This is a genomic window from Pedobacter foliorum, assembly GCF_013266735.1.
GTDB lineage: Bacteria > Bacteroidota > Bacteroidia > Sphingobacteriales > Sphingobacteriaceae > Pedobacter > Pedobacter foliorum.
Genome location: NZ_JABSNU010000007.1, coordinates 241,080 through 253,471, shown reverse-complemented (window position 1 = coordinate 253,471; position 12,392 = coordinate 241,080). Strand labels below are relative to the sequence as shown.

Sequence of the window (12,392 nt, the reverse complement as noted above, 5' to 3'; positions counted from 1 at the left end):
TCTCCAGCTTACTAAGCATTAAGTCTCTCACCCCTGCAGTTACAATCTTTAACTTTCTCTGTTAAACTGGATTATTAGATAATTTAAACACTATTGCCATGCCTAAATATGTAATTGAACGGGAAATTCCTGGTGCAGGAAAATTAACCGCCGAACAATTGAAAGAAATTTCGCAAACATCCTGCGGAGTTCTAAGTAAAATGGGACCAGAAATACAATGGGTAAACAGCTACGTAACGACTGATAAAATCTATTGCATATACAATGCTCCAAATGAGGAAATGGTTCTTGAGCATGCAAAACAAGGCGGATTTCCTGCAAATTCGATTAATAGGGTTTCAGTGGTTATTGATCCGATAACGGCTGAGTAACTTTATAAGTAAAAAACATGTGGAAATAAAAAGCCTTGTCCCATCATTGCTTCCAATCAATTATCTTTAAATCAAACCAAAGTTCAAAAGCTGTAAACTTTGGTTTGATTTAACGCACGTCACAATTACCCCCTTAATTTGTCGTTTTTCGCATTTGCACGTATATTATATTGCTGTAAATTTGAATATATCTTTTCCTGATTTTAACTAATAGACAAATTGTAAAAACAATGAAAATAAAATAATATGAGAAAAATAATTTCATTTATGCACATGTCGCTTGACGGTTTTGTGGCTGGACCAAACGGCGAAATGAATTGGATTAAAGTTGATGAAGAAATTTTTGATTATGTCGGTAATCGAATAAGTGAAGGTGATACTGCGCTATATGGACGATTAACTTATCAGATGATGGAAAATTACTGGCCTACCGCGGGAGATAAACCAGAAGCGAGTAAGCACGATATTGAACATTCAAAGTGGTATAGCAAAGTTCATAAAGTCGTTTTATCAAAAACGATGAAAGATGAGCGTTTCGCTAACACTGAAATTATTAGCGACAACCTTTTTGACAGAATGAATGAAATAAAACAACAGGCAGGTAATGATATTTTGCTTTTTGGCAGCCCGACAGCAACGCATTCACTCATTCAACTGAACTTAATTGATGGCTATTGGTTATTTGTTAATCCAATTGTTCTTGGAAGTGGCATTCCATTGTTTTTAGATGTTAAAGACAAAATAAAACTAAATTTATTGAATACCCGACAATTTACTTCTGGAGTAACTGAATTGAATTACATGGTAGATAGGCAATAGCGATGAAAACAAAAATTTTAGTTTTGTTTATTTTACCATTGTTAATAGCCTGCAAAAAGAAAGAGATGGAGAAAGATATGATTTCTATAGTAGGGAAATGGGAATTAAGAACAGTTATTAATGGTTTGACAGGGCAAAAAACGGACTACCCTAACGGCAACGGAAATATCATTGTTTTTACTAAAAGTAATTATCAGAATTATTCTGGCCAAAAACTAATAAAATCTGGTACATATAAAATTGTTAAGGAAATTAGTGCCATTACAAATGTGATGGGTAATAGAATAATTTATGATGACGAGACCGATGCGGTTAGGTTGTTTATTGATACACATGATGGCAATCTTAATTTGAATATTGATGCTATTGATGGATCTGGTACAATTTATAAGGGTATTGAAAACAATAATTAATAGATCGCAAAAAATAGTGCCAATTGGGTTTAGGGTGTTTCGCAATCATTAACAGAAGTATAATCGCCAACCAAAATTTTTACAGGGCTAAAAATTGCTTGACAAATATTTTTCCTCAGCTCTTTTTCTTTGTTCTTATCATAGTGGTATTTTACATAAAAAATTTTATCCTTGACATGATATTGGTCAGGTATATTTAAAAAGGCAGCTTGATAAATTATTTTTCCATTATCAAGTCTATGTTCGGTAGCATCGGGGTTTGGCTTAATAAAATCTACTAAAACACCCATTTGCGGGCAGTAGTTCATAATATAGCGTACTTGATAGCATTTTTGTTCGTTTTTATCCTTTTTACAGGATACTCCAATTAAGAATGGTAATAGGAAAACTAATAACTTAATCTCTTTTATTAGGAATGGTAAATTGAGCATGAGCGTTATGATTAATAATTGATTACTTAATTGTAAAAATAATATTTTACAGACGCATATTTTTCTTATTATTTTTCTTTCTGTTGGCCTAGCTTACATGTTGTCTTTCGATAAATGTTATTAAATTTGCCACCCAAATGAATAAACGGCGCTGTTGCTCCGAAATCCTTTAAACAATTACAAAAAAATAAATGGAAGAAAACGATTTTGTATCCATCTGGTTGGAAGAAAGCGGAAACCCGGCTATAGAGGAATTAACACAATTGAATCTGGATGTTGCGACTAAAACCACAAAAGCGTTAGCTGAAAAAGGCCTTTCGGCAAATGATCTTGCTGTCTCACTTGACATTAATCCAGACGAAATCAAAAGGTGGCTGATGGGTAGGCATACTTTCAGTATAAAAATAATAAAGGAAATTTCTGATACACTGGCCGATTATTCTATGAAGTCAGTATAACGCTGGCGCTCTCTTCTATGGTACCAAAAACATTTTATGGTATCCCCTTGCTCTTCAGGAGGTTCAAATTCTTGATGATACGTTCTGTATGACAGCATATATTCAAATAATTTAATATCAGTTACAAAAGTTTATTGCAAACTGCAAACATTTATCTAACTTGTAATATATAAACAGAAAAATTTCCTTTTACTTACTTTTTGAGGGCTAAAAGTAAATTTGTAAACGATTCTTGGTCATTTAAACATAAATTTAATGCCAGATAAACAATTATCTGCTCTGCTGCTTAGTGATAGCGACTTGAGGTCTCAGGCCAAGTTCAACGATACAATTGCACCCTATCCAATGGATAAAACACTGCACAGTGTTTTTGAAGAACAAGTACTAAAAACTCCGGAGCAAATAGCGCTACAATTGGGTGACCAGTCCATAACCTATAAAGCGCTAAATGACCGCTCCAATCAATTGGCAAGACTGATAATTGAACAAGGGATAAACCCAGGAGATCAGATTGGATTACTCGTTAATCGCAGTTTTGAGATGATAATTGGCCTGTATGCAATCTTAAAAAGCGGTGCTTCATATGTACCCGTGGATCCTGACTATCCTTTGGATAGACAAGCTTATATTCTATCAAATTCTAATATCAGTTTACTACTTACAGATTCACTCCTGGCACCCGGTCAGCTTGCTCCAGAAATTAAGATCTTAAACATTAAGGAGACAAGACTTTCCGGATATGATTGCACGAATTTAAATTTACATATTGAAAGCCGACAGCTGGCTTATACAATTTATACTTCAGGTTCTACCGGGAAACCTAAAGGAGTAATGATTGAACATCATTCGGCTATTAACCTGATTTTATGGGTAAACAACTGTTTCAATATTGGTGAGAAAGACCGTTTACTGTTTATTACTTCAATGTGTTTTGACCTTTCCGTTTATGATATATTTGGAATTTTAGCTTGTGGTGGAACGCTTGTCATTGCAGAACAGGCACAGGTAAATGATATCAATCAGTTACAATACATGCTGCAGCATTATCAAATTACCTTTTGGGATTCTGTACCTTCTACTCTTGATTATTTGGTTAAGGAATTGGAATTAACAGATACTAATTACAGACAAAATTCATTAAGAATAGTCTTTTTAAGTGGAGATTGGATCCCAGTAAGCCTCCCTGATAGAATAAAACATTTTTTTCCATCAGCACAAGTAATTAGTCTTGGAGGAGCAACGGAAGCTACGGTATGGTCAAATTATTTTATTGTCGAAAAAATACAACCAGAATGGAATAGTATTCCTTATGGCAGACCCATAATTAATAACTTTTTTTATATTCTAGATGATCAACTAAAGGCAGTACCTCAGGGAGTTACTGGGGAGCTGTTTATAGGAGGTGTTGGTGTAGCCAGAGGTTATGCTAATGATTCGGAAAAAACAAAATCATCTTTCCTACCTGATCCATTTAATACTTCATGTGGTGGTAAGATGTATCGCACCGGGGATTTGGGGCGTATGCTCCCAGATATGAATATGGAATTTTTAGGACGAAAAGATAATCAGGTAAAAATACGAGGATTTAGAGTTGAACTTGGGGAAATTGAACATGTACTACACCATTTTGAACCTCTGGAAAATGCAGTTGTGCTGGCCAAGGATAATAAAGATAGTGAAAAGGAATTAATTGCTTATGTGGTTCCTGTACACACCTTTGATAAAGTTGGTGCCATAGATTATCTAAAGACTAAGCTACCCGAGTATATGATCCCTTCGATTTGGGTTGAATTGCAAAGTTTGCCACTTAATATTAATGGTAAAATTGATCGGAAAGCGCTGTTTAGTATTGAATTTCAAGCCGAATCAGAGAATCGATTATATACTGAACCTGTAAGCGAGCTTGAAATGCAAATGACAGCGATTTGGGAACAGGTATTTGATAAGGAAAAGATTGGCACAAATGATAATTTCTTTGAGCTTGGTGGCCACTCACTCATGGCTTTGCAGATCATGTCTCGTTTTGAAAAGCAAACCGGAATAAAACTACCTGCTGCGGCATTGTTTAAGAACCCTAGTATTGCACATTTACTAAATTCTGTGAATGATGGGGATGCAGAAAAGAAATGGCAATCATTGATTCCAATTAAGTCAAATGGAAGTAAGGTGCCTCTATACATTGTCCATGGAGACGGCCTTTATGTATTAAGTTTCAGAGAGTTGGCCAATCATGTAGACGCAGAGCAACCCCTATTTGGTTTACAGCCAGCAGACCTCAATGAATTGGATAGGAGTATTGAAACTATGGCGGACATTGCCGGACATTATGTAGCAGAAATATTGGAACATAATCCGAATGGTCCTTATGCCATTGCTGGATATTCATTTGGCGGATATGTTGCAATTGAGATGGAAAAGCAGCTAAAAGCAATGGGTAAAGAAATCAAAATGCTAGGGATTTTTGATACTGATGCAGAAAATAATTTCTATAGCAAATCTTGGCAGGTTACACTCCCAAGAAAGATTAAACGGCAATTTCCTAAAATGATCTGGGTAATTAAATCTTTCGTTAGAAATCCATCGGGTACTATGGATTATCAATGTAGGCTATTTTTAAGAAGGCTTCATAAATTACTAAGAAAACTTGGTCTGGAAAAAGCTGTCAAGACAGATGGGGTTTTTAATCACATCAAATTGATTAATGAAAGACACCAATATGCATTTAAAACCTATACTTTACAACCATTTAATAATACTGTACATCTTTTTAAAGCAAAAAAAAGACTCTATTTTGTAGATGATTTTAAATTTATGGGTTGGAGGAAATATGCTCAAAAGGGTGTGAAAGTTTATGAAGTGCCCGGAGACCATGCAACTATGCTTCAGTATCCTAATGTTGCTGAGTTTGGAAGAATACTGCAAGATGCCCTTAATAATTGTTAATATGATGACCTTAAACCATATGTAATGACCATCAGACCCATTGTTGAGAATGATATTGAAATGTGTACAAAGGTTTTTATGCAAGCCTATAATCAACCACCATGGAATTATCAGTGGAAGTTTGACGATGCATTGAGATATTTAAAGGAATACTATGAATCTCCGAATTTTAAGGGTTTTCTTATATATGATGGGGAGGTTTTGGCAGGTGCTATATTTGCCCATGCTAAAACCTGGTGGACAGGCCCTCAATTGTACATTGATGAGTTTTTCATTGCGCCTAACCAACAAAAAAAAGGATATGGGAAAGCAATCATCCATTTTACAGAGCAATTTGCATTAACTGAGGGATTAGGCACTATAACTTTAATGACTCATAAATATATGCCTGCAATGAAATTTTATGAGCGTATTGATTTTATGCATGCTCAGCCTTTCGTTATTTTGTTTAAACAAGTTGAACCTTAATTACTGAAACTATAAATCTATTAGTACTAAACCAAATTGCTGTTAATGAAAAAATTAAATATTCTTCTTATTGCCATTGCTTTTCCTACTTTATTAATAGCGCAACAGATACCTTGTAACTGCCTGGTTAATTTAAACGAAACTATTGCTAAAACTGAAATTAACTATGCTGGTTTTCCGACTAAAGTGAATGTAAAAACAAAACCGGGTTATGAAAACTTAGTCAGCAATCTCAGGAAAAAAGCAGCAAATGAAAGCAACGCAAAAGCCTGTTTCTACCTTATAAAAGACTATGTTAGATTTTTTAAGGATAAACACTTTTCATTAACCTATTTGAATAAAAATGATTACGATAAAGAGATCGTAGCTATCGATGATTCTTATTTTAAAACACTGAAACCCGGTACGGATGTGCAAGGAGTATGGACCAACCCGGATAGCTCAATCACTCTTGGAATAAAAAAGGATTCGAACAATGAATACAAAGCCATTATTCTTAAAGCGAAGGACGAAAACTTACCAAAAGGTTTAGTGTATTTCACGCTAAAGCCGCACAAGAAAGGTTATTTGCTAAAGCAGTACAATGTATTTAATAGTATAGATTTCTATGCTCAACAAAGAGAAGGCTTGCTTCAACTATGGAACTTTTCACTTTTTGGAAGAATTTTCCCTAAAGAAATGACTGCCAGTGAAAAAAAAGAATTAAATACATGGAGAAACAATAACAATGGATTAGATTTTAATCAATTGGATAAAGAAACCAGTTGTATTAAAATTCCTACCTTCTTTAACAATGATAATAAGATAGAAAAATTAGTTGCTACTCATGATAAGGCCATTAGAAATAGTAAGTTTCTGATTATAGATCTGCGTGGAAATGGTGGTGGAAATTCAGGTTGGAGTTTCCTTTTGCCCTATGTGATGACAAATCCCATTAAACAGGACTCGCCGTTACTTCGCGTTTCTGAAGACAATGTGAAACTTAAAAGAGCTGATCTTGAATATTTCGTCAAAAATCCGGTACCTCAAGAGGCAAAGAAATATTATCCTGATGAGTATGTAGCAAACCTTAAAAGGATCTATGAGGAACTACCAACTACTAGAAATACCTTTTATGAGGTTCCTGGATTAACTATTCCAGTCGACTCAGTTCTCGGTAGTCCATTCAAAGTGGCACTAATTACTGATGGTTATTGCGGAAGTTCTACCGAATACTTTTTTCAATTGATGAAGCAAAGCAAAAAAACGACAAGATATGGTGCAAATAGTGTTGGAATGATGGATTACGAAGGGCCATCGTCAACTACCCCACTCCCTTGCAAAGAGCTAATCCTAATGATGCCAGTTTCAAAATCCAGCTGGACCGATAAAAATCCAATTGATGAAAGTGGTTTTAGCCCTGATGTAAAGCTTAATATGCCTGCAAAGCAATGGATTGAATACATCATCAAAGACCTGAAAAAGAAAAGTTAAATTTATTGTTCGACGAAATTTTGTCGCTTTAGTTTTGAACCGGAATTTGGTTCGAACTTTTGACTATAATATAGTCGTCCTTCGCACACTGCCCCTCTTTCCCTATTTATACTTGTTGGAAAACACAATACCTGATGAATACCAACATATCAAAAAGGAAATAAAATATAAGACTATAAGATAGACTCATTATATTACAATACTGTTTAACAGACCCTTTATTATAGCAAATCACAAATTAATGAAAAGAGCTTTCCTTTTTTATAGTATCCTTTTAGTAGCTGGGTTTGAAACCTTTGCTCAATCGAACAAAAACACATTGTGGTATAAACAACCTGCAAGTAATTGGAATGAAGCCTTGCCTGTAGGAAACGGCCGGTTAGGTGCAATGGTTTTTGGGAACCCCGAACACGAACTTTTGCAATTGAACGAAGAAAGTGTCTGGGCAGGCGCTAAGGTGAATGCCAATAACCCCAAAGCACTGCAATATCTGCCTGAAATTCAAAAAGCCATTTTTGACAATAAATTTAAGCAAGCTGATAGTTTAGCTCAGCTATATATGGTTGGAACACCATCTCGTGTTCGCTCCTACCAACCTTTAGGAGATTTAAAGTTAGATTTTCAGTGGAATACTAAACCAGAAAACTACACTCGCTCCTTAAACATCCAAACTGGAATATCAACTACCAAATACAGTATTAATGGAAATCCAATTAGTCAACAAGTCCTGGTTTCGGCTCCTGACAATTGCGTTTTCTATAGAATTGAAGGTGGTAAAAACGCCCTAATCACTACTACTATTTCCCTTAGTCGCGAGAAAGACGTGAAAGTAAAAGCCTATCCTGATGGTCGCATAGAGATGGAAGGCCAGATTATTGATGGAGTTAGTGATAAAGACAACTCAAATGGTCCGGCTGGAGCGCATATGAAGTTTGCAGCTGAAGCTAGAGTAAAACTTCAAAAAGGAACTTTCGAAGTGAGCGGAAGTAATCTGATTATTCGCAATGCAGAGGTAGTAGAGATCGTGTTAACTGGCGCTACCGATTATTCCCTGGCTAAACTAGACTTCGATCGCTCAATTAGTCCAATTGCATCTTGCAAAGCGATACTGAACAAAGTAAAAAATAGTGACATTATACTAAGACATACAGCCGAACACCGTGCGATGTTTGATCGTGTGAATCTGGATTTTGGTGCAGATTCATTAGCGAAATATCCAACTGATGTTCGCTTAAATCTGATGAAACAAGGAAAGCTTGACAATGGACTAATAGCCTTATATTTTCAGTATGGACGTTACTTATTGATGGGATCCTCACGCAAACCCGGAGTATTACCGGCTAATTTGCAAGGCATTTGGAACAAAGAAATGGATGCGCCATGGAATTCCGATTTCCACACCAATATCAATTTACAGATGAATTATTGGCCGGCAGAAATTTGTAATCTTTCTGAAACGAGTGAAGTACTGGCTGATTTTATGCAGCAAATAACCATCCCCGGAGCGGCTACCGCAAAAGAAAGCTATGGAACTAAAGGTTGGACCATGCACCACCTTACAGACCCTTTTGGCCGCACGAGTATATGTGACGGTACCTGGGGAATGACGCCGACGAATGGTGCATGGATGGCACTCCCGGTTTATGAGCATTATTTGTTCAGCGGCGATAAGAAATATCTTAAAACCACAGCCTACCCAATATTAAAAGGGGCTTGTGAATTCTTAATGGGTTTTCTTACTTTATCACCTGAGGGTTACCTGGTTACAAACCCTTCCACTTCACCTGAAAACAGATTCAAGCTCCCAAATAGCAACGAAACCTCAACACTTACTTACGCAGCAACTATAGATATTCAGACCATAAACGCAGCTTTTGATTATTGCATTGAGGCTGCTGGGATTTTGGGTATTGATGCAGACTTTATCGCAACCATCAAAGCTGCGCAAAAGAAACTTCCTCCGGTAAAAATATCTTCTTCAGGGACCATTCAGGAATGGATAAATGATTATGAAGAAACGGAAATTGGCCATCGCCACATATCTCATCTTTTGGGCTTGTATCCTTTAAGTCAAATAAACCCTGAGACTCCTGAGTTTTTTGAGGCCGCTAAAAAAACCATTACCCGTCGTTTATCGCAAAAAGGTGGCGGTACAGGATGGAGCCGTGCATGGATCATTAATTTTTACGCTCGCTTGCTGGATGGCGACAAGGTATATGAAAACATCAATGTATTATTAAGCAAATCTACGCTGAACAATTTGTTCGATCCCCATCCTCCTTTTCAGATAGATGGTAATTTTGGCGGAACGGCAGGTATTGCAGAAATGCTTTTGCAAAGCACCAATGGGACCGTTCGTTTATTGCCTGCGTTACCAGGAGCTATACCCAATGGTCAAATGAATGGACTTGTTGCCCGTGGTGGTTTTGTGGTAGATTTGGATTGGAAAAATGGAGAACTAATAAATGTTACCATTGTATCCAGACAGGGCAATCCTTTAAAGCTTAATTACAATGGTAAAAGCGCTGATTTTAAAACAAGTAAAGGCGGTAAATATACCTTATCAAAAGATTTAGTTCTCATCAGGTAAAGGAGCAGATTTTCCTGATGCTTTAATGATTGGCATGTTGGCTTTACAAGATCTAAGCCACGTGCCAAGCAAAGTAGTCAGCTCCTTTACCTTATCTGGAAACTTCAGGGCTAGATCATTTTCTTCTCCTATATCTGTTTTAAGGTTATAAAGATTAGTGCTCCTGTCTCGCATGTTATAAATCAATTTCCAGTCGCCCTTTCTTATGGCACTGCGGTAATTAATTCCCGGGCCATCATTAGTGGTCCATTTGTTGGGGATGTGCCAATACAGTGTTCTATTATTATCACTGTAATCAGGCTTCTTTAATACAGGAACAAAACTTTTACCATCAACCTGCTGTACTGTTTTATAGTTTTTAATACCTGCCATTTCTAAAATAGTAGGAAAGAAATCTTCAATAATCACATATTGATGAGCGATACTTGAAGGTTTTGTTGTTCCAGGCCATTTCACAATCATAGGCTCACGTATTCCTCCTTCATTTACTGATCCCTTGCCTGACTTTAATGGCAAATTTTGTGTATGAGGCTTACCACCTCTTGGAGGAGTTAAACTTAAGCCACCATTATCACTCATGAATATGATTATGGTATTCTGATCTATTTTTTTACGCTTCAGATAATCCATTATATCACCCAAACTTTTATCCATCCCCTCAACTAAAGAGGCATATTTTGCTTCCTGAACATCTAGCCCCAGCTCGATGTATTTCTGGTAGAATCTTGGGTCGGCTTGTAAAGGATCGTGTACCGCATAATGGGACATATTGAGGTAAAAGGGCTGTTTGTTCTTTACGGGATTTTCCAAAGTTTTTATTGCTTCCTTGGTTAGTGCCTCTGTAAGAAAATCTGATGAGCCATAATATTCCTCTAAATCTGGTACAGCTTGCCAGCTAGCTTTTCCTGGTTGGTTTCCGTAGTTATCTGCTGGCAGGTAACTTTGGGGATGTCCGGCTGCATGACCGCCGATATTTACCAGAAATCCCATATTATAAGGGCTTGCTCCTGCTGTACCTGCCGAACCCCAATGGGCCTTTCCAATGTGTACTGTAAAATAGCCTGCTTCCTTTAACAGTTCAGGGTAAGTAGTAGCATATTGGGTATGAGGAACATTGTCCATAGGGCTCAAACCATTGTAGTTCCAGTCTGGTGCCTCAAATTGTTCGTCCTGATTATCTGTGGGGTTATTAAAAGCTGGAGACGTCCAATTGGTTATCCTACTACGAGCCGAATTCATTCCACTTAGCATGCTTGTTCTTGATGGTGTACAAACAGGCATGGCATAGGCGTTTGTAAACTTCATCCCTTCTTTGGCCAACCGCTCCATATTTGGCGTATGGTATCGTCTGTTAAGCGGAGTTACCTTGTCCCAGAATGGTAAGGAAGTGTCTTGCCAGCCCATGTCATCTACAAGAAAAACGATGATATTAGGCTTTTGCTGCGCATGGGTATTTTTGTTAAACGCAATTGTTAGGAGAAAGATTAAGCTACTTAATTTTAAAAATATTTTCATCTAAATAGTTCTATTACTTAGGTGTCCTCTATACTCAGAGGGCTTCATACCTGTTATCTGCTTAAAAAACTTATTGAAGTTTGTCAAGTTATTATAGCCACTTGAGTAGCAAACATCGGCAATAGAATGCTCCGCATTTTGCAATAATTTACAAGCATGACCAATCCTAATCTCATTAACAAACTGCGTTAATGACTTTTGGGATCGGTCTTTAAAAAACCTACAGAATGAATTTGTTGTCATGTTGCACAGATCTGCTACCTCTTTCAAATTTATATCACGTTGAAAATTCTGCATTAAAAACTGATATACCCTGTTGATCCTATTGGTGTCTTTTTCGTCATAAGGATTTTTGAAAGTAACACTGGCCAGGTATTCATACTCGTGGGAAAGTGATAAAATATCTATAATCTGGAGAAAGGATATTACCTTATCAATTGCTTTTTTTTGATGCAGTTTAGCCAGTAATCTGGTAACCTTACTATTTGTTTTACCATAAAACCTGATGCCTCTCCCCGCCTTTTTTATCAAATCCTGCACCAGGTTTAGTGCATTTTGGTCGTCGGTTAATCCAGAAAGGAAATCCGGAGGGAAATAAATGACAGTTGATTTTACTTTATTGTGTTCTTCCGATAAAAAGTTGTTGTCGTTTTGCCATATATGGGGTAAGTCCGGGCCCATTAAAACAAGATCATTGTCTTCGAAATTACCAATATGATCTCCAACAATACGTTTACCATAGCTCTTTTCTACCCAAACCAATTCACATGACTCGTGAAAATGAAAGGACGCGATTAAGGAGTTCGTTTCCAGACGTTTTACCTTAACTGCTTTTATTCCTAAAGGATTTACTTCGATTAATTCTGGTTTCATTTAATAATTGACAACAAGCCAAAGTTAAACTAAATTAA

11 protein-coding genes are annotated in these 12,392 nt (G+C 36.6%); 8 read left to right on the top strand and 3 right to left on the bottom strand.

Annotated features, from left to right (window positions below; translation table 11 throughout):
- The first annotated feature begins 98 nt into the window (after positions 1–98).
- The 3 genes from HQN83_RS15910 to HQN83_RS15900 all read left to right on the top strand — a co-directional run bounded on the left by HQN83_RS15910 (position 99) and on the right by HQN83_RS15900 (position 1,603).
- Positions 99–371: a DUF4242 domain-containing protein gene (locus HQN83_RS15910; protein ID WP_173091307.1), complete on the top strand. Its 273-nt coding sequence runs from the start codon at positions 99–101 to the stop codon at positions 369–371.
- A gap of 246 nt (positions 372–617) precedes the next feature.
- Entirely contained in the window at positions 618–1,190 is a 573-nt protein-coding gene (locus tag HQN83_RS15905) for a dihydrofolate reductase family protein (protein ID WP_173091306.1), read from the top strand.
- Between the two features lie 2 nt (positions 1,191–1,192).
- Positions 1,193–1,603, top strand: a complete 411-nt coding sequence (locus tag HQN83_RS15900) for a hypothetical protein (RefSeq protein ID WP_173091305.1) — start codon at positions 1,193–1,195, stop codon at positions 1,601–1,603.
- Between the two features lie 29 nt (positions 1,604–1,632).
- On the opposite strand, the gene HQN83_RS15895 is transcribed toward HQN83_RS15900, so the two are convergent.
- A complete protein-coding gene (locus tag HQN83_RS15895) occupies positions 1,633–2,034 on the bottom strand; it encodes a hypothetical protein (RefSeq protein WP_173091304.1) in 402 nt (133 codons plus the stop codon).
- Between the two features lie 191 nt (positions 2,035–2,225).
- Here HQN83_RS15895 and HQN83_RS15890 point away from each other — a divergent pair, with 191 nt between their 5' ends.
- The 5 genes from HQN83_RS15890 to HQN83_RS15870 all read left to right on the top strand — a co-directional run bounded on the left by HQN83_RS15890 (position 2,226) and on the right by HQN83_RS15870 (position 9,966).
- Positions 2,226–2,492 (top strand): helix-turn-helix domain-containing protein, encoded by a 267-nt coding sequence (locus tag HQN83_RS15890; protein WP_173091303.1) that lies wholly within the window; start codon positions 2,226–2,228, stop codon positions 2,490–2,492.
- A gap of 255 nt (positions 2,493–2,747) precedes the next feature.
- Positions 2,748–5,435, top strand: a complete 2,688-nt coding sequence (locus HQN83_RS15885) for a non-ribosomal peptide synthetase (protein ID WP_173091302.1) — start codon at positions 2,748–2,750, stop codon at positions 5,433–5,435.
- Between the two features lie 24 nt (positions 5,436–5,459).
- Positions 5,460–5,903, top strand: a complete 444-nt coding sequence (locus tag HQN83_RS15880; protein WP_173091301.1) for a GNAT family N-acetyltransferase — start codon at positions 5,460–5,462, stop codon at positions 5,901–5,903.
- Positions 5,904–5,948: 45 nt separating this feature from the next.
- Positions 5,949–7,376, top strand: a complete 1,428-nt coding sequence (locus tag HQN83_RS15875; RefSeq protein ID WP_173091300.1) for a S41 family peptidase — start codon at positions 5,949–5,951, stop codon at positions 7,374–7,376.
- Positions 7,377–7,617: 241 nt separating this feature from the next.
- On the top strand, positions 7,618–9,966 hold the full coding sequence (locus HQN83_RS15870) for a glycoside hydrolase family 95 protein (RefSeq protein ID WP_173091299.1): 2,349 nt from the start codon (positions 7,618–7,620) through the stop codon (positions 9,964–9,966).
- Here HQN83_RS15870 and HQN83_RS15865 read toward each other — a convergent pair.
- Together HQN83_RS15865 and HQN83_RS15860 are read right to left on the bottom strand one after the other, a co-directional pair.
- On the bottom strand, positions 9,949–11,481 hold the full coding sequence (locus tag HQN83_RS15865) for a sulfatase (RefSeq protein ID WP_173091298.1): 1,533 nt from the start codon (positions 11,479–11,481) through the stop codon (positions 9,949–9,951). The two genes, HQN83_RS15870 and HQN83_RS15865, sit on opposite strands and share 18 nt — an antisense overlap.
- Positions 11,482–12,354, bottom strand: a complete 873-nt coding sequence (locus HQN83_RS15860; RefSeq protein WP_173091297.1) for an AraC family transcriptional regulator — start codon at positions 12,352–12,354, stop codon at positions 11,482–11,484.
- Between the last annotated feature and the right edge of the window lie 38 nt (positions 12,355–12,392).